The sequence below is a fragment of the Maribacter aquimarinus genome, from assembly GCF_047345505.1.
Classification (GTDB): domain Bacteria; phylum Bacteroidota; class Bacteroidia; order Flavobacteriales; family Flavobacteriaceae; genus Maribacter.
The window spans coordinates 322,819-348,843 of the sequence record NZ_JBLFEO010000001.1; the positions used below are offsets into that span (position 1 = coordinate 322,819).

At 51.9% G+C, this 26,025-nt stretch carries 18 protein-coding genes; 13 read left to right on the forward strand and 5 right to left on the reverse strand.

Translation table 11 applies throughout. The annotated features are described in order from the left end of the window. Positions 1-20: 20 nt before the first annotated feature. The 5 genes from ACKWCC_RS01350 (at position 21) to ACKWCC_RS01370 (ending at position 9,220) form a co-directional block, all read left to right on the forward strand. Complete coding sequence (locus tag ACKWCC_RS01350) at positions 21-707, forward strand: LOG family protein (protein WP_413994090.1); 687 nt, start codon at positions 21-23, stop codon at positions 705-707. Positions 708-709: 2 nt separating this feature from the next. Continuing rightward, complete coding sequence (locus tag ACKWCC_RS01355) at positions 710-3,565, forward strand: gluzincin family metallopeptidase (RefSeq protein WP_413994091.1); 2,856 nt, start codon at positions 710-712, stop codon at positions 3,563-3,565. Between the two features lie 353 nt (positions 3,566-3,918). Further along, complete coding sequence (locus ACKWCC_RS01360) at positions 3,919-6,330, forward strand: alpha-ketoacid dehydrogenase subunit alpha/beta (RefSeq protein WP_413994092.1); 2,412 nt, start codon at positions 3,919-3,921, stop codon at positions 6,328-6,330. Positions 6,331-6,538: 208 nt separating this feature from the next. After that, positions 6,539-8,806, forward strand: a complete 2,268-nt coding sequence (locus ACKWCC_RS01365) for an aminotransferase class III-fold pyridoxal phosphate-dependent enzyme (RefSeq protein WP_413994093.1) — start codon at positions 6,539-6,541, stop codon at positions 8,804-8,806. A gap of 36 nt (positions 8,807-8,842) precedes the next feature. Further along, positions 8,843-9,220 (forward strand): DoxX family protein, encoded by a 378-nt coding sequence (locus ACKWCC_RS01370; protein ID WP_413994094.1) that lies wholly within the window; start codon positions 8,843-8,845, stop codon positions 9,218-9,220. A 1-nt stretch (position 9,221) separates the two neighbouring features. Here the strand turns inward: ACKWCC_RS01370 and holA are convergent, their stop codons facing one another. Next, positions 9,222-10,223, reverse strand: coding sequence for a DNA polymerase III subunit delta (gene holA, locus ACKWCC_RS01375; RefSeq protein WP_413994095.1), 1,002 nt, complete (start codon positions 10,221-10,223; stop codon positions 9,222-9,224). Between holA and ACKWCC_RS01380 the strand changes: the two genes are divergently transcribed. The 3 genes from ACKWCC_RS01380 (at position 10,223) to ACKWCC_RS01390 (ending at position 12,652) form a co-directional block, all read left to right on the forward strand. Continuing rightward, positions 10,223-10,696, forward strand: coding sequence for a type I restriction enzyme HsdR N-terminal domain-containing protein (locus tag ACKWCC_RS01380; RefSeq protein ID WP_413994096.1), 474 nt, complete (start codon positions 10,223-10,225; stop codon positions 10,694-10,696). The two genes, holA and ACKWCC_RS01380, sit on opposite strands and share 1 nt — an antisense overlap. A gap of 12 nt (positions 10,697-10,708) precedes the next feature. Continuing rightward, the gene (locus ACKWCC_RS01385) at positions 10,709-11,710 is read left to right on the forward strand and encodes a glycosyltransferase family 2 protein (protein ID WP_413994097.1); all 1,002 of its coding nucleotides are present in this window, start codon (positions 10,709-10,711) and stop codon (positions 11,708-11,710) included. Between the two features lie 84 nt (positions 11,711-11,794). Beyond that, on the forward strand, positions 11,795-12,652 hold the full coding sequence (locus ACKWCC_RS01390; protein WP_413994098.1) for an OmpA family protein: 858 nt from the start codon (positions 11,795-11,797) through the stop codon (positions 12,650-12,652). Between the two features lie 292 nt (positions 12,653-12,944). Here ACKWCC_RS01390 and ACKWCC_RS01395 read toward each other — a convergent pair whose 3' ends face one another. Both ACKWCC_RS01395 and ACKWCC_RS01400 read right to left on the reverse strand, forming a co-directional pair. Further along, positions 12,945-13,565 (reverse strand): L-threonylcarbamoyladenylate synthase, encoded by a 621-nt coding sequence (locus ACKWCC_RS01395; RefSeq protein ID WP_413994099.1) that lies wholly within the window; start codon positions 13,563-13,565, stop codon positions 12,945-12,947. Between the two features lie 110 nt (positions 13,566-13,675). Beyond that, complete coding sequence (locus tag ACKWCC_RS01400) at positions 13,676-16,003, reverse strand: ATP-dependent helicase (RefSeq protein ID WP_413994100.1); 2,328 nt, start codon at positions 16,001-16,003, stop codon at positions 13,676-13,678. A 134-nt stretch (positions 16,004-16,137) separates the two neighbouring features. Here ACKWCC_RS01400 and ACKWCC_RS01405 point away from each other — a divergent pair, with 134 nt between their 5' ends. The 4 genes from ACKWCC_RS01405 to ACKWCC_RS01420 all read left to right on the forward strand — a co-directional run bounded on the left by ACKWCC_RS01405 (position 16,138) and on the right by ACKWCC_RS01420 (position 19,777). Continuing rightward, entirely contained in the window at positions 16,138-16,689 is a 552-nt protein-coding gene (locus ACKWCC_RS01405) for a DsrE family protein (protein ID WP_413994101.1), read from the forward strand. A 9-nt stretch (positions 16,690-16,698) separates the two neighbouring features. After that, positions 16,699-18,000 carry an amidohydrolase gene (locus ACKWCC_RS01410; RefSeq protein WP_413994102.1) on the forward strand — a complete coding sequence of 434 codons (1,302 nt, stop codon included), beginning with the start codon at positions 16,699-16,701 and terminating at the stop codon, positions 17,998-18,000. A gap of 194 nt (positions 18,001-18,194) precedes the next feature. Beyond that, entirely contained in the window at positions 18,195-18,965 is a 771-nt protein-coding gene (locus ACKWCC_RS01415; protein ID WP_413994103.1) for a hypothetical protein, read from the forward strand. A gap of 293 nt (positions 18,966-19,258) precedes the next feature. Next, positions 19,259-19,777, forward strand: coding sequence for a DUF7935 family protein (locus ACKWCC_RS01420; RefSeq protein ID WP_413994104.1), 519 nt, complete (start codon positions 19,259-19,261; stop codon positions 19,775-19,777). Positions 19,778-20,166: 389 nt separating this feature from the next. Here the strand turns inward: ACKWCC_RS01420 and ACKWCC_RS01425 are convergent, their stop codons facing one another. Together ACKWCC_RS01425 and ACKWCC_RS01430 are read right to left on the reverse strand one after the other, a co-directional pair. Continuing rightward, positions 20,167-21,081 carry a patatin-like phospholipase family protein gene (locus tag ACKWCC_RS01425; protein WP_413994105.1) on the reverse strand — a complete coding sequence of 305 codons (915 nt, stop codon included), beginning with the start codon at positions 21,079-21,081 and terminating at the stop codon, positions 20,167-20,169. Then, on the reverse strand, positions 21,078-23,171 hold the full coding sequence (locus ACKWCC_RS01430) for a M1 family metallopeptidase (RefSeq protein ID WP_413994106.1): 2,094 nt from the start codon (positions 23,169-23,171) through the stop codon (positions 21,078-21,080). The genes ACKWCC_RS01425 and ACKWCC_RS01430 overlap by 4 nt, the downstream gene beginning before the upstream one ends. A 167-nt stretch (positions 23,172-23,338) precedes the next feature. Between ACKWCC_RS01430 and ACKWCC_RS01435 the strand changes: the two genes are divergently transcribed. Next, a complete protein-coding gene (locus ACKWCC_RS01435; protein ID WP_413994121.1) occupies positions 23,339-25,879 on the forward strand; it encodes a helicase-related protein in 2,541 nt (846 codons plus the stop codon). The last annotated feature ends 146 nt before the right edge of the window (positions 25,880-26,025 follow it).

Below are 26,025 nucleotides of genomic sequence, written 5' to 3' on the forward strand. Positions count from 1 at the left end.
TAGGCGCTAAATAAAACTGGATGAGATCAGAAAAACACCACAAGGGATGGAACGAGATCAAGACAAACGATTCGTGGGCCATCTTTAAGATCATGGGCGAATTTGTGAACGGGTTTGAGCGGATGAGCCAAATTGGCCCCTGCGTTTCCATTTTTGGATCGGCAAGGACCAAACCGGACCAGCCCTACTACAAGATGGCCGTGGATGTCGCCGAGGCCTTGGCCAAGAGCGGTTACGGGGTGATCACCGGGGGCGGCCCGGGCATTATGGAAGCGGGCAACAAGGGGGCCAACAAAGCCGGGGGCACCTCGGTGGGGCTCAACATTGACCTGCCCTTTGAGCAACATGACAACCCTTGGATAGACCCCGACAAAAGCCTGGATTTCGACTACTTTTTTGTCCGTAAGGTCATGTTCGTGAAGTATTCCCAGGGTTTTGTGGTGATGCCCGGCGGCTTCGGGACCCTGGATGAGCTCTTTGAGGCCATAACCCTGATACAAACACACAAAATAGGCAAATTCCCCATTGTTTTGGTGGGCAGCGACTATTGGAGCGGCTTATTGGATTGGATCAAGAACACCATGATCACCGGGATGACCATAAGCCCCGAAGACATTGACCTGATCAAGTTGGTGGACACCCCGGAGGAAGTGGTGCACATCATTGATGAGTTCTATCGCGGCCATACCATGAGCCCCAATTTCTGATTTTGGCAACAAAAAAACAACATATTGCAAAGCTCTGGGCGCTTTTTGTGCTCTGCGCCTTGCTGCCCTTCTGCGCTGTGGGCCAGAATGAAATAAAAATAAGGGCCACCCTGAACGCGCTGGCCAACGAATTGGATGTTTCCCAGGAATTTGTGTACCACAACAACAGTCCGTACAGCTTGGGGCTCATTTATTTCAATGACTGGGCCAACGCCTATGCCAGTAAGAACACCGCCTTGGCCAAGCGCTTTGGCCAAGAATTTAAAAGAAGCCTGCACCTGGCCAAAAAGGAAGAACGCGGCTACACCACCATTGTGAGCACCGTGGGCGAGGACTACACCGGACTGCAATGGGAACGCACCAGTGCCGGGGACATCATTAAGGTAAGACTGAACAAGCCACTGGCCCCAGATGCCTACACGAAGATATACATTACCTATAAGATCCAACTGCCGCCCAACAAGTACACCCCTTACGGCTATGACAACAAGGGCAACATCTACCTCAAGGACTGGTACCTTACGCCCGCCGTCTATGACGGTAAGTGGCACTTGTACTCCAACAAAAACCTGGAGGACCTCTACACGGAAATCACCGACACGGAAATTATCCTGAACTATCCGGAAGACCTGTTCCTAACCTCTAACTTTGACAAGGTGGCCACCGATCCCCCCAGCAGTGGCAAAGTGGCCAAATTGGTGGGAAAGGACAGAAAAAGTGCCGAGGTGCTGCTCAGGAAGGAAGACCTGTTCAGAACGCACACCACACCGCACATGACCTTTGTGACAGACCTGACCGAGGCGCGCTATGACCCCATAGAACAGGCGCTTTCCAAAACAAAGATCGCCAATTTTATCCACGAAAACTTAGGGGACTATCCGCACGCAAAGGTACTGGTGAGCAACCTTGACTACCAAAAAGACCCCCTTTATGGCATTAACCAGCTGCCGGCGTTCATAAGGCCCTACGAAAAGCAATTTCAGTTTGAAATGAAGTTCCTTAAAACGGCCCTGAACAGTATTTTAAGGGAGACCCTTTTTCTAAATCCCAGAAAAGAGCAGTGGATAAACAGTGCCATTGCCAACTACATCATGATCGCCTATGTGGAAAAATACTATCCGGACCAGAAGCTGTTGGGCAATCTTTCAAAGATATGGGGACTTCGAAGCTTTAACCTGGCCAAAATGGACTTCAATGACCAGTATTCCTTCCTGTACAACCTCACGGCAAGGCAAAACCTGGACCAGGCCCTGAGCACGCCCAATGATTCCCTGATCAAATTCAACCAAAAAATAGCCAATAAATACAAGGCCGGTTTGGGGTTGGCCTATCTGGCGGATTATATAGGGGATGAAAAAGTGGCCGAGAGCATAAAGACCTTTTACAAGTACTACCAGCGCAATGATGTAAAACAGCAGGATTTTAAGTCGATTTTGAAAAGGTCCACCCAAAAGGACATCAATTGGTTTTTTGACGATTACATCTCCACGGACAAGCGGATCGACTACAAAATAAAGAAGGCCAGGAAGACAGAGGACAGCCTACGGGTGACCATAAAAAACAAAAAGGGCACCAATGTGCCCATTTCCATGTACGGCCTAAGGAACGATTCCGTGGTCTCCAAATATTGGTTCCAGGACATTGCCCTGGAGGAGACCTTTACCATACCCAACCAGGAAGAGGATCGTTTGGTGTTGAACTACAACCAAAAAATACCCGAGTTCAACCAAAGGGACAATTGGAAATCCCTGGGCGGCTTTCTATCGAGCAACAAAAAACTGAAGTTCACCTTTTTCAAGGATTCCGAGAACCCTTACTACAACCAGGTGTTCTATGTGCCCGCGCTCAATTTTAACATCTATGACGGCTGGGCACCGGTAATGCGGCTCTACAACAAGACCCTGCTGGAGCGCCCCTTTGTGTTCGATATTGCCCCCTCCTACTCGTTTCGGGAGAAAACACTGGTGGGGTCTGCCGGATTCAATTACCGTAAATATCTGAACAAAAGCGGCCTTTACGTGTCCAATTACGCCCTGGGCGCCTCCACCTCCCACTTTAACGTAAATTCCCGCTACACCTCCGTTACCCCCTCTGTGCTCTTTGGCTTTAGGCCCGCAGACCTGATATCGAACAAACGGGAGTTCCTACGGTTTAGATGGGTGAACATCTTCCGGGATTTTGACCCCAGCCTGCAGGGCCTGGCCAATGATTCCGAAAACCCCGATTACAGCGTGTTCAATGCCCGCTACACCAATAGGGACAACCACATATTGGACTATAGGTCCTGGTCGGTGGACTTTCAATTGGCCGGAAACTTTAGCAAACTGGCCTTTGAGTACGAATACCGAAAACTCTTTGAGAGCAACAGGCAGCTCAACATCCGGTTCTTTGCCGGTAAATTTCTGAGCAACAATACCGATAGTGATTTCTTCAGCTTTGCCCTGGACCGCCCCACGGATTATCTTTTTGACTATGGGTACCTGGGCCGATCGGAAGAGTCCGGCATCTACAGTCAGCAACTGATCATTGCCGAGGGCGGCTTCAAATCCTTTTTGGATGAACAATACCGGTTTTCGGACAATTGGCTCAGTACCGCCAATGTGAGCTTTAACCTCTGGCGATGGATCGAATTGTACGGGGACATCGGCTTGGTAAAGAACAAGGGGGCAAAAGAAAAGTTCGTCTATGATTCCGGCATTCGCCTTAATCTGGTGACCGATTTCTTTGAACTCTACTTCCCGGTACATTCCAACAACGGTTGGGAAATTGCACAGCCCAACTACGGAGAACGCATCCGTTTCATCATCACCGTGAGCCCGCGCACCCTGACCGGTCTCTTTACCAGGCAATGGTTCTAGGCCCCTTGGCGCCGGACCATTGGCTTCACGTTGGCCCAAGGAGGCATACAACCCGCGGAAACCCTTGCAGGGTAGCCCAATAAAAAAATAGGGCCGGTCCGTTTTTCGGGATATACGCCCGCCTTAAGCTTTGGCCACGGCACCGGTGCAGACCACTCCCATCGTTTTAAGGACAATGCACACCAATCACTTTTAGAACTTTAACATATTGATAATGAACAAGGGTTATTTTATCATTTATTTAAAATATGTTTACCAAACACCCCTTAAAGTTGTCATATCTTTAAATAAAATTACATCTCGGGTATTGCAATAGTCCTTTAGTTTCGGTATTTTTGTGGAAACGACCCGAAATGAACGTTTCTTCCAAAACCAGTAATGACATCTCCTTTGAGGATTTTCGTGCGCAGATCATCCAGGACTACGAAATTGCCTTTCTGAGTCGCACCTGCAGCCTTATGGGCCGCAAGGAAGTGCTTACGGGAAAGGCCAAGTTCGGTATTTTTGGAGACGGGAAGGAACTTCCGCAACTGGCCATGGCGCGTGCCTTTGAAGATGGCGATTTCCGAAGCGGATACTACCGAGACCAAACCTTCATGATGGCCATAGGAAAATTGAGCCCACAGGCTTTTTTCCATGGGCTGTACGCCACAACGGACATTTCCAAGGAACCCATGAGCGCGGGCAGGCAGATGGGAGGCCATTTTGGCACCTACAGCCTCAATGAGGACGGGAGTTGGAGGGACCTGACCAAACAAAAAAACAGCAGTGCGGACATTTCCTGTACCGCGGGCCAGATGCCCAGGCTGTTGGGCTTGGCACAGGCCTCCAAAATATACAGGGAGCTTCCGGACCTGGACAGCTCAAAATTTTCGGTGAACGGAAACGAGGTGGCCTGGGGAACCATAGGGAACGCCAGCACCAGTGAGGGCATGTTCTGGGAGACCATCAATGCGGCCGGGGTGCTCCAGGTGCCCATGGTGATCAGTATCTGGGACGATGAGTTTGGGATTTCGGTGCCGGCAAGGCACCATACCACAAAAGAGGACATTTCCAAGATATTGGGAGGGTTTCAGCGCAAGGAGGACGAACCCGGCTTTGAGATCCTAAAAGTGCAGGGATGGGACTATACCGCACTGATGCACGCCTATGACAATGCCTCTGACATTGCCCGCCAAGAACACGTGCCCGTGGTGATCCACGTGACCGAGCTCACCCAGCCCCAAGGGCACTCCACCTCGGGTTCCCACGAACGTTACAAAGATGGCGCTCGTTTGGAATGGGAACGGGAACACGATTGCAACAAGCGATTCAAGGAGTGGATCTTGGCTTCCAAGATAGCCACGCAGGAAGAGTTGGACCAACTGGAAAAAGACATAAAAAAAAGGGTCCGGGAAGCCAAAAAGGAAGCTTGGGCCGCCTATTTATCGGAGCACCTGCAGGCCAAGAAAACCGTGGTGCAGCTCATTGACAACGCCGCTGCGGCCAGTCTCAACAAAAACTTCATAAAAAAAATAAAGAACGACCTCATAGCCGTGGAGGAGCCCGGAAAAAAGGACATTGCCGTGGCCGCCAGAAAAGCCCTGCGGTACCTTATTGGGGAAAGCACCCAGGCCAAAGAGGCCCTTTTGGAATGGACCAATGACTACCTGGACGCATCCCAGTCCAAGTTCAGCAGCCACCTGTACAGCGAACAACCCAATGCGGCCACCAACATAAGTGCCGTTCCGCCCACGTATGACGCCAACAGGGAAATGGTGGACGGACGTGTGATCCTCAGGGACAATTTTGATCAACTGTTCCATAAATACCCCAATACACTGGTTTTTGGGGAAGATACCGGGGCCATTGGCGATGTGAACCAAGGTTTGGAGGGCATGCAGCAAAAGTATGGGGCCCTGAGGGTGGCAGATACCGGCATACGCGAAACCACCATCATAGGACAGGGCATAGGAATGGCCCTTCGCGGTCTAAGGCCCATAGCCGAAATACAATATCTGGACTATATATTTTATGCCCTGGCCACCCTGACGGACGACCTCTCCAGCCTGCTCTATAGAACCTATGGCAAGCAGAAAGCCCCCTTGATCGTGCGTACCAGGGGACATCGTCTGGAAGGCATCTGGCATTCCGGATCAGAGATGGGCGGACTTATCCACGTCTTGCGGGGCATGTACATTCTGGCCCCCAGGAACATGACCCAGGCGGCGGGCTTTTACAACACCCTGTTAAAGAGCGATGAACCGGCCCTGGTCATAGAAAGCCTAAATGGGTACAGGCTAAAGGAGCCCAAACCCAACAACCTGGGGGAACTGTGCACCCCCATTGGCGTGGTGGAAACCTTAAAAACCGGAAAGGACATAACCCTGCTCTCCTACGGATCTACCCTCCGCATTGTACAGCAAGCGGCCAAGGAACTCTTGGAGGTGGGCATTGATGCCGAAGTGGTGGATGCCCAGACACTGCTCCCGTTCGATACGGCCAAGGATACGGTAAAAAGCCTAAAAAAAACCAATAGATTATTGGTGGTGGACGAGGATGTCCCAGGAGGATGCTCTGCCTACCTGCTCCACGAAGTGGTGGAGAAGCAAGGCGGTTACCAATATCTGGACAGCGCCCCACAGACCCTTAGCGCCAAAGCGCACAGACCGGCCTACGGAACCGATGGGGACTATTTCTCCAAGCCCAACGTAGAAGATGTGTTTGAAAAAGTCTATGCCATGATGCACGAGTCCAACCCACGGGAATACCCAAAATTGAGATAAGCCTTTCCCTTGGGCCCGCCGTCTTGCGCAAAGGGGCCTTTTTCATAGGTGTCCCATACGTCAGTAAAAAAGGAAAGACAGCCTATGCCAAATTTATGGCAGCCCTGCCCGCCCCAGGGCCTTCAGCACTTTGAGCCTGCCACATCATCCCAGGGTATTGCCCAAAACGCACTTTTTTCATTTGTTTTTTTCTTGTAAGTTAGCACGTATGGTAAAACGATCGAACGCGCAACTCAGGAACCTGCTCAAAAGGCACTACCAACTGGAGGTCGCGGAACTTTTGGACATGGAGGGTTATGACAGCAGCAACACCAAGGTCATAGGCCCCAAGGGGATTTTTGTGCTGAAGCGATACCCTTTTACAGAAGCTGCCCTGGAGCTGCTCCAAGGCGAAAACAAGATACTGGCATCCCTGCAGGGGCTGGACGGCATGGCCTTTCCGAGCGTTGTGCCCTGTGCAGACGGTAAGCCCGCCCTGGTGCAGGACGAATGTATTTACAGACTGCTCACCTTTGTGGAGGGTTCTTTTTTGGGCGATGTGGAACACACGCCAAAACTGCTCCGCTCCCTGGGCACCTTTTTGGGAAAAATGGACCAACGTACCGTTGGGGCGTACCATGCCGGCATACGGGCGCACCAATCCCAGTGGGACCTACAATATTTTGAGCGCAACCGAAAATTCCTGCCCAAAATAGCCCTGGCCAAGGATCGGCATTTGGTGGAATATTTTTTCATGCAGTATCAAGAGCAGGTACACCCCTTTGCCCAAGAGCTCAGAAAAGGCATCATTCACAACGACGGCAACGAATGGAACGTGCTCACCAACGGAAAGGTGGTCACCGGCATTATCGATTTTGGGGACATGTGCCACACCTGGATCATCAATGAGCTGGCCGTGGCCCTGCCCTATATGATGATGGGAAAGGAAGATCCCCTGAACGTTGCCCTGCCCATTGTTCAAGGATATCATGAACAATTCCCTTTGTTGGAGCAAGAGCTGAACCTGCTGTATTACCTCATTGCCGCCCGCCTGTGCACCACGGTCTGCAACGCCGCCCACGCCAAGTCCCTAAAACCGGATTCTGCCTATGTGACCGTGAGTGAGAAACCGGCCTGGGCCCTTTTGCGCAAGTGGCTCACCATAAACCCATTACGGGCAAGGGACAGGTTTCGGAAGGCGGCCGGCTTTTCCAAGTTTCCCACTGCCCCGCTGGGGCAACAATTGGCACGTAGAAACCGCAGCTTTAGCAGTTCGCTCTCCCTGAGCTACCGCCGGCCCATACCCATGGTGCGATCGGCCTTTCAATACATGTACGACGCAGAGGGAAACACCTTCCTCGATGCCTACAACAACATCATGTTGTCCGGGCATTGCCACCCCACCGTGGTGCAGGCCTCGCAGCGCACCATGGCCCGTCTCAACACAAATACCCGCTATCTGTACAACGAGCTACTGGACTATGCAGAGGCGCTTTTGGCCAAGTTCCCCGAACCCTTGAACAAGGTGTTCTTGGTAAACTCCGGCAGTGCGGCCAGTGACCTTGCCATAAGAATGGCGCAGTACCACACCCAACAGAAAAAAATAATGGTCATGGAGCATGGCTACCACGGCAATACCAGGTTGGGCATAGACATTAGCCATTACAAATACCACCAAAAGGGCGGTACCGGAAAGCAAAGGGCCATTGTGGAAGTTCCCATGCCCAAGGCATTCGGTTCAGGATACGCGGACGATGGGAGCGCCGGGCGGCATTTTGCCAAGATGGCCTTGGCGCGCATGGAGCAGCACAAGGACCAGCTGGCCGCCTTTATCGCAGAACCCATCATAGGCTGTGGTGGGCAGGTTCCCCTTCCAAAGGAGTACCTGGAACAGCTGTATCCCAAAATAAGGGCGCAAGGGGGTATTTGCATCAGCGATGAGGTACAGGTGGGCTTTGGCAGGTTGGGCAGCCATTTTTGGGGCTTCGAAATGTTGAACGTGGTGCCCGATATGGTGATCATTGGGAAACCCATGGGGAACGGCCACCCCATTGGAGCCGTCATTACCACGGACGCCATAGCGCGCAGCTTTGAGGAAGGCCCCGAGTTCTTCAGCTCCTTTGGCGGCAATCCCGTAAGCTGTGCGGTGGGGCAGGCCGTGCTTCAGGTGATCGAGGAGGAACAGTTGCAACAGCACGCATTGGACACCGGAAACCATTTAAAGGCGCAGCTGGGCCAACTTGCCAAAGACTTCCCCGAATTGGCGGACATCCGTGGAGCCGGCCTGTTCTTGGGCGTGGAAATCCTGAACCGCCAAGGCCAACCCGATACGGCCCGGGCCGCCTTCATAAAAAACGGACTGCGTGAAAAACACATACTGCTCAGTACGGATGGCCCTTATGACAACGTCTTAAAAATTAAGCCGCCCCTCTCCTTTTCCAAAGAGAATTGCGATACCCTTGTGCTGGCATTGAAAAAACTGCTCAAAAGCAAATAAAATTGGCTACTTTTATGACGTGTTAAACAATTGATGATGAAAAACCCCCTACTCAAAGACCTTGGCCTAGCCTTATTGCGAGTGAGCATGTCTGCCATGATGTTGGCGCACGGCTACCCAAAACTACAAAAACTCATTGCGGGAAATTTTGAATTTCCCAATCCCTTGGGCATTGGTGAGGCCCCTTCCCTATTCCTTGCCGTGGTCACGGAGTTTGTATGTCCCATTCTGGTCATCATTGGCTTTAAGACCCGTTGGGCCGCCATCCCGGTCGCGATCACCATGGCGGTGGCCGCCTTCATTGTGCATGCAGACGACCCCTTTGGCTCCAAGGAAAAGGCCTTGATGTACCTGGCGGCCTTTGTGTCCATTTCCCTGTTGGGGCCCGGCAAGTTCAGTGTGGACCGAAAATAACCTAGATTATCTTTACGAGCAGTTCCTTGAGCAAATCGGCCTGATGCAGGTTCTGGGCGCCCACGCCCTTGCTCTTCATGTCCATTTCCCTGATGTGCCCCACGATCTGGCTTACCCTGCGCATGGGGTAATTCTTGGCCGCGGTCTGAAACTCCCGCACAAAATAAGGGTTTATGCCCAGTGCCTGTGCCACGTTCCTGGGATTGTGGTCCGTTAGCCCGTGGTATTTTAACAACTGGCTAAAAAAAGTGTGCAGCAGGGTTATGGTGAGCACAAAAGGATTGTCCTTGGGGTTCTGTGCAAAATAATGGATGATACGCGTGGCCTTGGTGATGTTGCGCTCCCCTATGGCCCGTTTCAGCTCAAAATTGTTATAGTCTTTACTGATGCCTATATTGGTCTCAATATGGCTGGGGGTAATTTCCGTTTCCTTGGGCAAAATCGCCTTTAGCTTGTCCAGTTCGTTGTTGATCTTGCCCAGATCGGTTCCCAGGTACTCCACCAGTAAAATGGCCGCTTTGTGGGAAATGGGGTATCCGTCTGCGAGCAACTTGTTGCGCAACCAGTCGGTTACCTGGTTCTCATAGAGTTTTTTGCTCTCCATACAGCGCCCATTTTTTTCAATGGCCTTGTAGAGCGCTTTCCGCTTGTCCAGTTTTTTGTATTTGTAGCAAAAGACCAAGACCGTGGTGGGCTGGGGATTCTTGGCGTAGGGCAAAAGCTGGTCAATGTTTCTGGAAAGGTGCTGTGCCTCCCGCACGATCACCACTTGCCTATCGGCCATCATGGGGTAGCGCTTGGCGTTGGCCACCACATCGTCCATGGACACATCCTTGCCATAGACCACCATTTGGTTAAACCCACGTTCCTCTTCGGTCAAGATACTGTTGCCAATGAATTCGGCCAATTTATCAATAAAATACGCCTCCTCGCCAAAAAGGAAATAAATGGGCTTAATGTCCCCTTTGCGTATTTGGCCCACGATTTGCTTTACTTCATCCATTGGAAAAAAATCATCAATTTTGCGCCATGATACGGCTCAACTTTCCCGCGTACGACTTTAGGTTCAAAAATAGTCAAAATAAAACCCTGATCTTTGATGGCATTCGGAAAAAGTTTGTGGTGCTCACCCCAGAGGAATGGGTGCGCCAGCATACGGTACAATACCTCATCTGCCATAAAAAGTACCCCAAGAGCATGATCAACGTGGAAAAACAGTTGTTGGTGAACGGACTTAGAAAACGGTACGATGTGGTCGTGTTCCACCCCAACGGAGGCATCTGCATTCTGGTGGAGTGCAAGGCCCCGGGCATACCATTGGACCAAGGCACCTTTGACCAAGTGGCGCGCTACAATCTGAGCCTAAGGGCAGAGATGCTGATGGTGACCAACGGAATGCAACATTATTACTGCAAGATGCCCACGGGCGAGGAAAAGTATGCGTTCTTAAGGGATATTCCTGAATTTAGCCGTTAATTTGTGCCTGGTTTGAAGCTAGCTGTCGTCATATTGAACTGGAACGGGGAAACCCTTCTTGAGCGTTTTTTGCCCAATGTGGTGAAGCACAGCCCGCAAGCCACCATCTACCTGGCGGACAATGCCAGTACGGATGGGTCCATTGCCTACGTAAAAACCCATTTTCCAGACATACACATCATCCGGAACCGGGAGAACGGGGGCTTTGCCAAGGGCTACAACGATGCCCTGCCCTTTGTTGATGCCGATGTTTTCTGCCTCTTGAACTCCGATGTGGAAGTAACCCCAGACTGGCTCGTTCCCGTCCAAAAGAAATTGGCCGAGAATCCGCGGGTGGCCATTTTGCAGCCCAAGGTGCTGGACCTCTTGAAAAAGGACCATTTTGAGTATGCCGGGGCCGGTGGCGGATACATAGACCAACTGGGCTACCCCTTCTGCCGGGGGCGCGTCTTCCAAACCTTGGAAAAGGATAGGGGCCAATATGATGATGACCGGGAAATCTTCTGGGCCACGGGAGCGTGCATGTTCATAAGAAAAGCCGTTTTTGATGAACTGCGGGGTTTTGATGGCGACTATTTTGCCCACCAGGAAGAGGTAGATCTTTGCTGGCGGGCCAAAAACAGGGGATATCAGGTCTGGTACACCGCCCAGAGCACCGTGTACCATCTGGGGGGCTCCACCCTGAGCAACATGAACCCCAAGAAGACCTTCCTCAATTTTAGAAATTCCCTTTTTTCCATTACCAAGAACCTGCCCAGGAGGAAGGCCCTCCCCATCATTGCACTGCGCTTGATCCTGGACGGGGTGGCGGCGGCCCGCTTTGTGCTGCAGTTCAGATTCCGGCACTTTTTGGCCATCCTACGGGCGCACTTCAGTTTTTACGCCCAATTTGGGCGGATGTACAAAAAACGCGAAAAAGAAACTTTCCTTAAAAACAGCCCCCCTGTAAAATCCATTGTATTGTCCTACTTCGTATATAGGAAAAAGCATTTTACGGATTTAGTAAAAGATTAACGATAGAGCGCTTCCAACCCCTGTTAAATTGTATAAATTTGAGGTTGGTATCACAATAAATAACAATTAAAACAGAACAGAATTATGAAAAAAGTCATTTTAGGATGTCTGGGCCTAACCCTGATGTTATCGTCATGTGTGTCCCAAAAAAAATACGCCGACCTGGAAGCCAAGCACAAAGAGGCCCAAGACCTGTTAAACTCCGCCACGGTTAAATTGAACAGTTGTTTGGAGGAAAGTGCCACGGCAACCGCCAGACTACAGACCCTGGAAGACCAAAATGCCTTCTTAAAGGCCAACAACCAGGAACTGATCAACAACATGGGCAACCTGACCACCTTGACCACCAAAGGCGCCGAAAACTTGGAGAAATCCCTGGAAAGCCTACAGGAAAAGGATTTGACCATAAGGAAGTTGAACCAAGCCATTACCCGAAGGGACTCCGTGAACCTATCCCTGGTACAGAGCCTCAAGGGCGTACTGGGCAACTTGGACGACGAGGACATTGAGATCAGCGTGGAGAAAGGGGTGGTTTTCGTATCCATCTCGGACAAACTGCTCTTTAGCAGCGGAAGCTATAACGTAACCCGTAGGGCCAAAGAGGTCTTGGGCAAGGTGGCCAAAGTGGTGAACAACAAGCCCGATTTTGAATTTATGGTGGAGGGCCACACCGACGATGTGCCCTACCGCGCCGGTGGCGTATTGAAGGATAACTGGGATTTGAGCGTTAAGCGCGCAACCTCCGTGGTAAGGATCCTTCAGAACGACTTTGGGGTAGATCCCAAGCGAATGACGGCCGCAGGACGCTCGGAGTACGTCCCCGTTTCCATGACCGAGAAATCCAAGAACAGAAGAACTCGCATTGTGGTACTGCCAAAAATAGACCAGTTCTACAGCATGATCGAAGAGGGAATGAAGGATCCCGCGATCGGCGGCAACTAAGCCACATAACCGATTAAGGCAAGACGGCACCGAGATTCGGTGCCGTTTTTTTTTGTCCTGGCAGAGGAAATGGTTCCGGTGCAAGCACGACCTGGGACGGCCCCGATTCCAGACCCGGAAAGGAAACTGCCGTGGTATGCACATTTATGGTAGGGTGTTGCCCAGGGATTGGGGCCTGTGGTTCCCGAAGTTCGTTTTAAACGGGCAGATCGTGCCCAGGCATCCCGGTATGCGCCCTAACAAAGGAAGGCACCATCCGGGCACCTTGGCCAAAACGGCAGGGGCAAAATGATCAAAGTAGGTCCAAGGAACCCTTGCCCTCGCGCACCACCGTGGGTTCGCCCTGGGAAAGGTCAATGATGGTAGAGCCCACATTGCCGCCATAGCCACCGTCTATCACCACATCCACCAAGCTGCCCCACTTTTCAAGAATGAGCTCCGGGTCGGTGGTATATTCCAGGACATCGTCATCGTCCCTGATGGAAGTGGACACTATGGGGTTGCCAAGGCCCTGCACCAAGGCCCGTGCAATACTGTTGTCCGGGACACGGATGCCCACCGTCTTCTTCTTTTTAAAATCCTTGGGCAGGTTGTTGTTTCCGGGGAGGATAAAGGTGTAGGGCCCCGGAAGGGCCCTCTTTAAGATTTTAAAGGTGGCCGTATCTATTTGCCTCACATAGTCGGAAAGGTTGCTCAAATCGGCACAGATAAAGCTCCAATTGGCCTTGGCCAGTTTAATGCCCTTTATTCGCGCTATTTTTTCAAGGGCCTTGGTATTGGTAATATCACAGCCCAGGCCGTACACCGTGTCCGTGGGATAGATGATCAGGCCGCCCTTTTCCAAAACGGAGACCACCCGGGCCACCTGCTTGGGGCTGGGATTGTCCTCATATATTTTTATGAATTCCGCCATCTGTGGGACGCTACCGTCCTTGTTTTGTCACGAATTAAACTTTTGGGCAAATAAATACATTTTAGTTAGCTAAAAATAAACCAGTTACGACTCATCAACCAAAGTAAAAGTTAAGCAATTATTTCCAGTTTTGCAAAGCGCAACAGCAGTTTCTTTATACTGCCTTGGTCAAACTGGATCTCTGCTTTCCTATCATTTCCGGCCCCTTCCAACTTCAACACCTTTCCCCTACCAAAACGGGTATGGTTCACCATGCTGCCCACCTCCAGGTTGGGGTCTATGGCATTGGTGTTTCCAACGGGCTCTGCCAATTGAGGTTTTATCCTCCGCAATTTTCGCAATTGCTCCGCATTGGGCTTGCCGGCCACCGGTGGCGTTCCGCGTTTGGGTTTCTCCTGTCTCAGGCGGCTCTTGTCCACCTCCCCAAAAATGTCGGCGTCAATGAGGGATTTGTAGCGGTAGCCCCCATCCAGGGGTGTTAGGTTTTCCACGTACTGCTCATCGATCTCCTCCAGAAATCGGCTGGGCTCGGCATCGATCAGTTTTCCCCAGCGATAGCGGTTCTGGGTGTAGGTGAGGTAGGCCTGTTTCTCCGCGCGGGTCAGGGCCACGTAAAAAAGGCGGCGTTCCTCTTCCAGTTCGCTCCGGGTGTTCATGCTCATGGCAGAGGGAAAGAGGTCCTCTTCCATTCCCACAATGTAAACGAAGGGAAACTCCAGTCCCTTGGCCAGGTGAATGGTCATCAGTGCCACGCGGTCATCGTCCCCGGTATCCTTGTCCAGGTCCGTGGCCAGGGCCACGTCTTCCAGAAACTCCGCGATGCTCCCGTCGGCATCGGCCAGCTCCTTTTGCCCTTCCACAAAATCCTTGATACCGTTAAGCAGTTCCTCTATGTTCTCCATACGGGCAATGCCCTCTGGCGTACCGTCTTTTTTGAATTCCAGCAGAATCCCCGTCTTTTTGGACACGTGCTCTGCCAGGGTAAAGGCATCCGCGCCCTCGCTCATGATCTGGAAGCTTTTGATCATGGTCACAAAATCTTCCAGTTTTCTTTTGGTGCCCGAGTTTATCTTTAAATCGATCTTGGAGATGTGCTCCATGACCTCAAAAATGGAACGGTCGTAGTGCTTGGCGGCCACCACGAGCTTGTCCACCGTGGTGCTCCCTATGCCCCTGGCGGGAAAATTGATGACCCGCTTCAGGGCCTCCTCGTCCTTGGGGTTAATGACCAGGCGCAGGTAAGAAAGTACGTCCTTGATCTCCTTGCGTTGGTAGAACGAGAGTCCGCCATAGATGCGGTAGGGAATGTCCCGCTTCCTCAGGGCATCCTCAATGGCACGGGACTGGCTATTGGTGCGGTACAGTACCGCAAACTCCCCGTTGCCCATCTGCTCTTGTATGCGGTGCTCCCAAATGGAACCGGCCACAAAGCGGCCCTCCTCGGCATCGGTGATGCTTCGGTGCACCTTAATGGGCGCCCCGTGGTCGTTCTGGGTCCACACCACTTTCTCCAACTGGTTCTTGTTCTTGGCTATGATGCTGTTGGCCGCATTGACAATGTTCTTGGTAGATCTGTAGTTCTGTTCCAAACGGTACATTCCCACATTGTCATAATCGCGCTGAAAATTGAGGATGTTACTGATGTTGGCCCCCCGGAAGGAATAAATGCTCTGGGCATCATCGCCCACCACACAAATATTCTGGAAACGGTCTGCCAGGGCCTTTACGATCAAGTATTGGGAGTGGTTGGTGTCCTGGTACTCATCGACCAGAATATAGCGAAACCGGTCCTGGTATTTCATGAGAACGTCCGGAAAACGGGTCAGGAGCTCATTGGTGCGCAACAGCAGATCATCAAAGTCCATGGCACCGGCCTTAAAGCAGCGCTCCACGTATTCCTGATAGATCTCGCCCACCCGCGGTCTTTTGGCCATGGCATCGGCCTCCATCAGTTCGGGATTGTTAAAATAGGCCCTTACGGTAATGAGGCTGTTTTTAAAGGAAGAAATCCTGTTCTGTATCTGTTTGTGTTTGTACACGTCCTTGTCCAGGCCCATTTCCTTGATGATGGAGGCAATGAGGCGCTGGGAGTCCTGGGTATCGTAAATGGTGAAATTGCTGGGAAAGCCCAATTTGGTGCCGTCATAGCGCAAGAGCTTGGCAAAGACGGAATGGAAGGTGCCCATCCAAAGGTTTTTGGCCTCGGAGGCGCCCACAATGTCCGCTATGCGCTTTTTCATTTCCCGCGCGGCCTTGTTGGTAAAGGTCAGGGCAAGAATGTTAAAGGAATCCACCCCTTGCTCCATCAGGTGCGCAATTCTGTAGGTGAGCACCCGTGTCTTTCCCGATCCTGCACCGGCAATGACCATTAAGGGCCCTTCCTTGTGCAGTACCGGTGCTTTTTGGGCGTCGTTCAGTTCCTCTATGAATGCACTCAACTTGTTTGCTGTTTTAGCCCGTGAAATTAGCCATTATTTGGCCATGGTAAAAATGATGTTTTCAGTTTTATGAACAATGGATGGTATTTGACTCCATTTTGAATATATTTAGGCGTTCATTGACCAGCCAAAGCATGAAAAAAACAACCACAGCGCTCCGTTGGGTTCCCGCGCTATTGATCATTACGGCCTGTACGGCCTTTGCCCAAGAGAAGAAAGCGGGACCCATCATTGCCAATTATGGCCAAGTTTGGGAGATCAACGCCCCGGATTTTAAAACGGACACCGCCAAGACCTACCGGGCGGTGTTTGACGTTATGACCTCCCCGGAGGACCCGGCGCAAAGAAACCCCAGTTTGGAGACCGCTGCGCGCTTTCTGAACATGCACGCCCAGAGCGGCGTGCCGCAAGACCAGCTCAAGGTGGCCCTTGTGGTGCACAACAAGGCATCCAAAGACCTTGCGCACTCCGCCGCCTACAAGAAAAGATATGGGGTACAAAACCCCAACGCACAAATGCTGACCGATCTGATGGCCGCTGGCGTACAGGTCATTTTTTGCGGGCAATCTTCCCTCTCCCGGGGGTTTCCAAAGGAAGACCTCCTGGATGGGGTACAGATCTCATTGAGCGCCATGACGGCCTTGATACAATTACAGGACGAAGGATACCGATTTATTAAATTTTAAAAAAACCAAATGAGACAACTAGGATTTTTGGCCCTCTTTTTATTGGGGATGACGGCACAGGCGCAGAGCACCGACCTGGAAAAGGACATTAAGGCCGTTGAGAAAAAGGTCATTGAGTGGCGAAGGGACATTCACCAGAACCCAGAACTGGGCAACCGGGAATTCAAGACCGCCGAGAAGATAGCCAAGCACCTGAGAAGTTTGGGCATGGAAGTACAGACCGAGGTGGCCCACACCGGCGTGGTGGGACTGCTAAAGGGCGATAGGCCCGGCAAGGTGGTGGCCCTCAGGGCAGATATTGATGCCCTCCCCGTAACCGAGCGCAATGACCTGCCCTTTAAAAGTACCGTGACCACGGAGTTCATGGGAGAGCAAGTGGGCGTCATGCACGCCTGTGGCCACGATACCCACACCGCCATCTTAATGGGTGTGGCCGAGGTGCTCTCCAAGAACAAGGACAAGATAAAGGGCACGGTAAAGTTCATCTTCCAGCCCGCGGAAGAAGGTCCGCCACCAGGGGAAGAGGGCGGTGCCCTGATGATGGTAAAGGAGGGCGTTATGGAAAACCCCATAGTGGATGCCATTTTTGGCCTGCACATCAACTCTCAGACCCCAGTGGGCATGATCCGGTATAAGGCCGGGGGCACCATGGCCGCGGCCCAAAGCTTCACCATTAAGGTAAAGGGCAAACAGAGCCACGGTTCCCAGCCCTGGTCCGGGGTGGACCCCATTTTGATCAGTGCCAAGATCATTGATGGGCTGCAGACCATTATTAGCCGCGAGACCAACCTTACCAATGAGGCGGCGGTGATCACCGTGGGCAAGATCAAAAGCGGGGTACGGTTCAACATTATCCCCGAAGAAGCGGAAATGATCGGCACCATCCGTACGCTGGACTACGATATGAAAGAAAAATTGAACAAGCGCATGGTGGAAATGGTGGGCGATATTGCCAAGGCCTATGGCGGTGAGGCCACTTGCGAGATAAAGGACGCCACGGACATTACCTACAACAACCACGAGCTGGTGGACATGATGCTCCCCACCTTGAAAAGAGTGGCGGGAGACGCGAATGTGGTGACCCAAAAAGCAGTGACCGGTGCCGAGGATTTCTCCTATTTTCAGCGTGAGGCCCCAGGGTTCTATTTCTTTCTGGGCGGAATGACGCCCGGCAACACCAAATCCTTTCCGCACCACACACCGGATTTTATGATCGATGACAGCGGACTCCTCCTTGGGGTGAAGGCCATGACCCAGCTAAGCCTGGACTATCTGAACAGCGAACAGACCCCACGCTTGGAGTCCAGATAAGAAGCCATTTTTGGCACCCTGCCGTACGTTACCTTTCACAAAGCCCTTTTTTATGCAGAAAGAAGGGCTTTTTTACAACTACCTTGAAAACATTGCCGTGGAGCGGCCCCAGGGACACGGAACAAACTACCGGGCAATGGCTTAGAATTTAACGCGCAGTTTGTATCTTGCCGTCCATTTAACAATCCTACCACATGAAAAACATTTGTTTCTTTCTAATGGCCATGATAACGGTTGGCCAACTTACGGCACAACGAAAAAGCGAATTGATCGCACAGAACCAAGAGCTTAAATATCAGTTGGACTCCATTAAGCGCACCATATCCGACGCCCAGAAGGCGGCCAGGATCGCCACGACCCGATCCGAGGAAATGCAGGCCCAGGTAACAGAGCTGCAAGATGCCAATGCCACACTGATGAAGAACCTGAACAGTTTTGCCACCCTTTCCAGCCAGAACAGCAAGAACATTAACAAGACCTTGGCCACGCTAAAGCGAAAAGAGGCCCAGATCAGCACCATCATCAACGCCGGCAGCAGTCATGACAGCACGGCGGTGGTGGCCTTGACCCATACCAAAAAGACCTTGGGGGAAAATGCCAATGTCCAAGTGGTCTCGGGCGGTGAGATCATTATTTCGGAAAAGGTGGACTTCTTTTTTGACAATGGCATGGGGAGCCAACTGTTGGAAGCCGCGAAACCTTGGATCGGCAAGGTGGCCCAGATACTCAATGCCAATCCCAACACCCATGTCACCGTGGCAGGCCTTAGCATGACCGGGGAACTGGACATTGCCCTGCAGCAGGCCGCGGCCGTGGCCGCGGCCCTGATCAAGGAGCATGGCATAAGCGGCGACCGGGTGCACGCCAAGGGGGCAGACGGTGGCCTAAGGGAAGGCGTGCAGGTGCGCATCCATCCAGATTACAAAGGCTTTTATGCCAAGGCACGCGACGATGTAAAAGAGTGATTTCCATGCTGGTGCCCCCCGGTACATTTTTTACATCTCCAGAACCACTTATGCACCTTTCAAAGACCCAAGGGCCCTATGCGATCACCAACCAAAACAAAATAAAAAAGTACGGTAAAGCTGAGATTTGGCCATGGACCAGGGGCACGGGCACCCACGGAAAAAAGGCTTCCCGTACCCACGTGAAAAAGTCCTTCCCCTTTTTTGGCATTTCATCGATCGTTGGGCATACTAATTGGAAAAATTGGTCGTTTAACAACCATTGAAACCTTTAACAACACCAACGTAAGCCCATGGATTCCGATCACATTTTTCAACTCTTTGCCTACATGTTGCCCACGGTTGTCACGGGGGCCATTGCCTTTTACTTCTTTAAACAGCACACCAACAATGAGGAGGGCAGACGGCGCTTTCTGCTGCACAAGGACTCCCAGAAGGAAACCCTGCCCATACGGCTGCAGGCCTATGAACGCATGGCGCTCTTCCTGGAACGCATATCCATTCCCAACCTAGTGGTGCGCGTGGCACCAAAATCGGCCGATAAGGAAGCCTACGAATCCCTGCTCACAAGGACCATTGAAAACGAGTTTGAGCACAATCTCTCGCAGCAGATCTATCTGTCCGACGATTGTTGGAACATTATCAAAGCGGCCAAGAGCGCAACCATTCAAATGATCAGAAAGGCCGCCCTGAGCGATACCGATTCGGCCGATAAGCTACGGGAAGATATCCTGAACCAAACCATGGACAAGGCATCGCCCTCCGCCACCGCCCTTGCCTTTGTGAAAAAGGAAATAGGCGGGTTGTGGTAAGCCAAAGGCGCACGCCAGTGCCCAGCGGCCCCCTTTATCGGCAACGCCGGTAAACATTCGCCTCAAAAATGATTCTTATACCAGTTCTCGTTTAAAATGCAGCCATAGAAATTGAATTACTTTTTTGGCCTGCGAAAAAGAAAAATCGGGCGTGGCCCGGCTACGGCTTATTTTGAGGAAGGGCGTAAAACGAAAACATTCATCGGCTGGTTTTCAATTGAACATGGTATTTTAACCCCGGGTGATGGTTAAGGTCACCGCCACCTCTTTTGGCACGGCCCATTGCACCAACTGGAATGCATGGGCAATGTGTTTTGTTTTAAGGTGATGATGTGGCAAAAGGTGCTGTGCATGAACCCAAATGGGTTCGGCACGGACAAGGCCCTGCCCTACTCCTGCAATTCTGGCTGTATGGGCATGCTCTCCACATCTTTGTTCTTGGCGTAGAGGTAGCCTTTTTTCCACCAGAGCGTCATTTTTTCCTTGTTGAAGATCAAGGAATTGGTGGTGAGCACCGTAGGGGTATAATATAGGTTGATGATGGCCTTGTTCTGTGTAGCCGCCAATTTACCAATGCGAATGTTCTGATTCTCAATGCGGTCCAAGACAAAGGCCATCATGTTGGTGAGCAGCTCAAACGGGTTCTTGGAGGGCATTCGGTTGTAATAGCTCACCTCGGTGCGCAACACCACCACATCTACCTCAGTGGCGCCACGGTTGATCGCCTCCTCAATGGGCACCAGGCTCCCCAGGCCGCCATCGGCATATTCACAGCCATTTTTGCGCACCAGGCTCATAAAGGGGATGTAGTTGCTGGAAATCCATATCCAATCGCAAAATTCCTCATAGGTACATTCCTTGAGCGACTTGTATTCCACCTGGTTCAGGGAGAGGTTGCTCACGGTGACCACCACATCGGTGGCACTTGCCCGCAGTTCCTTGAACTCTTGTGGGGTAAGGCTCTCATAGATCAGTTTCCGCAGGTTGTCGCTCTCACCAAAAGTCTTGCTTCCCTTGGCCATGTTCTTTAGAATGTTCCAATGGTTCATTCCAATGATATCGCTGCCGTACTTCTTTTTTATGGTGAACGGGCAGTTGCTAAAAATGCTGTCCTGGTTCACGGAAGAATAGATTTCCTTGATCTTGTCTATTTTTCCCAGTGCCAAATGCGATATTAAGAGGCTCCCGGTGCTGGTGCCAATGAAGATGTCATAGGTATTGCCCACATCTTGCAGTAAATATTGGGCCACGCCCCCTGCAAAGGCACCCTTGCTACCACCGCCCGATATCACCAACGCTCTCATTCTGTACCTGATTTTTGGTTTAAGTAAGGAATCTCCCCTGGTTTTAGCCGGGCTTGGATGTCCTTGATGGCCGCCCTGCCCCCGTCCTCTTTCCAAAGCGCATCGACCAAATTCCGGCTAAATTTACGAAACTGCCAAGAATGGTGCCCCGTTGCCCTCAGCAATTCTTCCAGTGGCTTCCCCTGTAAGACCCCCAAATTCATTAGGTAGCCAAAGGCCGTTTGCCGTATCTCAGGGTGGTACAAGGGACTGGTATAAGCCGCGAGTTCCTGAAAAAATCGTGGCTTCTGCGCATCTTCATAGTTCGGGGTCACCAAAGCCAAGGCAAGCCATAACAGCCGTACGTTTTTACTGGGAAGCCCCACCACCCCTTGGGTTAGCTCCAAATACGCAGATCGGTTTTCTTCAAATTGGCTCCACAGGGTGTAGAGCAGCTGTTCTTGGGTAACATAACTTCCCCGCCCCAGCATCCCTTCCAAAACGGGCCTCATTTCCGGGGAAATCTCCCTTAGTTGTTGTACAATGGCCTGGCGCACCTTTTCGGGGCCGTTGGCCAGTTCCCGCAACAGCACTTCTTTGGCGGTCCGGTGGGCATAGGTTTCAAAAAAATGTACCATAAAGGGCATTGGGGCGCCAGCCTGCCGGAAGGCATCCAAATCCGTTGTATGGAACACCGTCTTCGATGTGGTGTTCTTCTCCAAGTCCACCGCCCTTTTGATCCAGGGGCTTTCACGGGTAAGGTAGCCCAAGGCCTCCCCATAGGGGAATTGTACGGACTGCAACCACAATTTCTCAAAATGCGCCAGCTTTTTGCCACTGCTCTGCTCCATCTCCCGCAAAAACTGGGGCACGGTGGCGTTTTTGTGGGCATAGGTATTCAAATAACGGCGCATGCCCTTTTTAAAGGCGGTGTCTCCCATCTCATGGCGCAGTAGGGTCAGGGCCCAGGCCCCTTTTTCATAGAAGGTAAGGCTACTGGCCCCGGCATCGAGGAGGGATTCCCCTTCCCCGGCTTCGTCCATGGATTTCAATTGGCGGGCCGTATCCCACAGTTTCCACAGGAAATGTTCCTTTCCAAAAATGGATTTCTCGGCCAGATAGGCATAATATGTGGCAAAACCTTCGTGCAGCCAATGGTGCTCCGCATTTTTCTCGGTCACCAAGTTCCCGAACCACTGGTGGGCCATTTCATGGGCATTCACGTTCACGTAATTCCGGTCCATAAAGGCTGTGGAGTCCACCATAAAGCTATCGGAAAAAATGGTGGCCCCGGTGTTTTCCATCCCGGCATAGAGAAAGTCATGCACCGGTACCTGCTTGTAGTCCTGCCAGGGATAGGCCACACCGATCTCCGTTTCCAAAAAATCGAAGATCTCTTGGGTATGGCGGTAGGTGGGCTCCACCAGGAGGCTGTCCTTCGGATAAAAATAGTTGGTCAGGGGCACCCCACTTTTTGAGGTAAGCCCTTGTTGTGCGTACTGCCCTATGGCAAAGGCCAGGAGGTAGCTGCTCATGGGGCGCTGCATGTCAAAAAACCAGCGCATGTGCCCTTCGGTAGCGGCGGGTTCCCTTCGTTGCAGCTTCCCATTGGCAATGACCGTGGCCTCCTCGGGGGCGGTAATGCTAAGATCGAACTCCACCTTTTCTTCCATGGCATCAAAACTGGGCAACCAGTGGCTGGTGTATTTTCCCTGTCCCTGTGTCCAGATCTGTTCATTTCCCAAAACATTGTCCCCATATCCAAAAAAATAAACGGTCTGCTTTGGGGTGGCCAGGTACGCCAGGGACAAGTGGTGCGTTGTTCCGGTTTCCAGCGGTACGTCAAAAACAATTTTTCCGTTCGCGTAACGGTAGGGCACCGGCTCGCCGTTAAGGACAACCTCCTTAAAGACCATGTGGTGCGCATCCAGGAAAAAGGAGTCCACCTGCTCCATTGCCCTTAGGGCGTAGGAGACCTCACCGGCAATCTGCTTTTGGGTGGGAAGGGGCACCACATGCACCGAGGCCGTTAGAAAATTGAGCTTTTCCTGATGTTGGGCCATACCCCCGACAAGGAAAAAAAGGGCAAGCAACAGAAACAATGGTTTCATGGAACAACGGCTTTATGGATGCCAAAGTTAGCCTTTTCAGGGGTGAAAGGCCAAAGCCAGGGGCCGGATTAACCACAAAGACCCATGTTGTGCGCTTGCCCCGGTGTGGCATCAGGAAAGGCACATCTGCCTTGGGACAAGGAAGCTTTTTACGTATTTTCGATGCCATGAACAGCAAGTTGCTCCAGACCCCCATTGCCTATCTCAAGGGCGTTGGCCCAAAAAGGGCGGAAACCTTGGCTTCGGAGCTGGGCATACGGGTGTACCAAGACCTGTTGCACCTCTTTCCCCATAGATATATAGACAAGACGCGCTATTACAAGATCGGGGAGCTACAGGCCACGAACGCAGAGGTGCAGATCATGGGCAAGGTGGTGCACCTTAAAACCGTGGCACAGAAAAAGGGCTCCCGTCTCGTGGCCCGTTTCCAGGACCAGACCGGGGAAATGGAACTTGTTTGGTTCCGTGGGCAAAAGTGGATGCGCGAAAACCTAAAGCTCAACGTGCCCTATGTGATCTTTGGCAAGTGCAACCGCTTTAACAACAGTTTTTCCATGCCCCACCCGGAAATGGAACTGTTGGCCGAGCACGAAGAAGGCATCAAGATACAGATGCAGCCCGTGTATCCTTCCACCGAGAAATTAAGCAACAAGGGCATCAGCAACCGGGTAATGGGCAAGTTTTTGCAACAGCTGTTTCTTGAGACCAAGGGACAGTTTACCGAGACGCTCCCAGAATATCTGTTGCACCAATTAAAACTGATTCCCCGGGCAGAGGCGCTGCACAACATCCATTTTCCCAAAAGTCAGGGTCTGTTGGCCAAGGCGCAGTTCCGGTTAAAGTTCGAGGAACTTTTTTTCCTTCAGATGCAGCTCATAGCCAAGAACATGCTGCACAAACAAAAAATAAAGGGCCACCCCTTTCATCTGGTGGGCGATCGCTTCAAGGATTTTTATGACCGCCACCTTCCTTTTGAGCTCACGGGTGCGCAGAAGCGGGTGCTCCGGGAAATACGCGCCGATATGGGAAGCCGGGCCCAGATGAACCGTTTGCTCCAGGGCGATGTGGGCTCCGGAAAGACCATTGTGGCCGTCATGGCCATGCTGTTGGCACTGGACAACGGCTTCCAGGCCTGCCTGATGGCCCCGACCGAAATCCTGGCCACACAGCACCATCAGGGCATTTCTGAATTGCTAAGGAATACGGAAGTACGCTGTGCCCTGCTCACCGGTTCCGTGAAGAAAGCGGCGCGCAGGCCCATACACCAAGAGCTGGAAGATGGGACCCTCCACATCTTGATCGGCACCCATGCCCTTTTGGAGGATAAGGTACAGTTCCAAAACCTGGGCTTGGCCATCATTGATGAGCAGCACCGCTTTGGGGTGGCACAAAGGTCCAAGCTCTGGAAAAAGGGCGGCCCCTCCCCGACCCCGCCCGCAAAAGAGGTAGATCGGATCCACAACAAATACAAAACCGCCAAACCAAAGGCCTATGCGCACCTTAAAGAGGTGGGCTCGGATTCCAAAAAACAAGCGATGGAAGCGCAGGACCTGCTTTGGGAAAAATTAAGGGGAGCCCCTTGGGGAAACTGTTTTAGACGCCTTGTGAACATTGATGTGTTTACCGTGGATTTTGCCTGTCTGTCCAAGAAATTGATCGTGGAAGTGGCCAATGGACTTGGTGAAAACCCCGAAGAACGGGAAACGGAGGCGCTGCGCCGGGCCATGCTGGCCGAATTTGGCTACAAGGTGCTGCAATTTACCGGGGACGCGATCACAAATGCCATTGACACGGTGATCCAGACCATAGCGGAAACTTTGGGAAGCTTGCCCGTACAAGATCTTGGACGGGCGCTGCCTCCGCACGTCCTGGTCATGACGGCCACACCCATTCCAAGAACACTGGCCATGAGCCTCTACGGCGATCTGGACATTTCGGTCATAGACGAGCTGCCACCGGGGCGCAAGCCCATAAAAACCGTGCACAGATACGATGCCAACCGGCTCAAGGTTTTTCGGTTTATTAAGGACGAAATTGAAAAAGGGCGGCAAATTTATATCGTATATCCCTTGATCCAAGAATCCGAGGCCATGGACTACAAGGACCTGATGGACGGCTACGAAAGCGTGGCCCGTGAGTTTCCGCCGCCCAAGTATCAAATTTCCATAGTGCACGGACAGATGAAGCCGGCCGACAAGGATTATGAAATGGAGCGCTTTGTGAAGGGCGAGACCCAGATCATGGTGGCCACCACGGTGATCGAGGTCGGGGTAAACGTTCCCAATGCCTCCGTGATGATCATAGAGAGTGCAGAACGCTTTGGCCTCTCCCAACTGCATCAGCTGCGGGGCAGGGTGGGCCGTGGGGCAGACCAAAGCTTCTGCATTTTGATGACGGGCCACAAGCTCTCCGACCAATCCAAGACCCGTTTGGAGACCATGGTAACGACCAATGACGGCTTCCAAATTGCCGATGTGGACCTAAAGCTCCGCGGCCCCGGGGACATAATGGGCACCCAGCAAAGCGGCATGCTTGCCCTGAAGATCGCGGACATTGTAAAAGACAACCAAATCTTAAAGGCCGCCCGTCACCACGCAATGGCCCTTCTAAAAGATGACCCCACCCTGGAAAAGCCAAAAAATGCCGCGGTGCGAAGAAGCTACGCCCAATTGGTAAAATACAAGAACATCTGGAACTATATAAGTTGAGCCCTTTTTGGGTAGGGGCCACGCAGCTGCCCCTGCCAAACCGGACGCCCATCTTTGACCCAGAAGGGGCATTCTACGGACCAGACAAGGTGTTTTGCCGTGAATCCTGCCCTCCAAGCACCACATCCGTGACTTGAACATCGTAA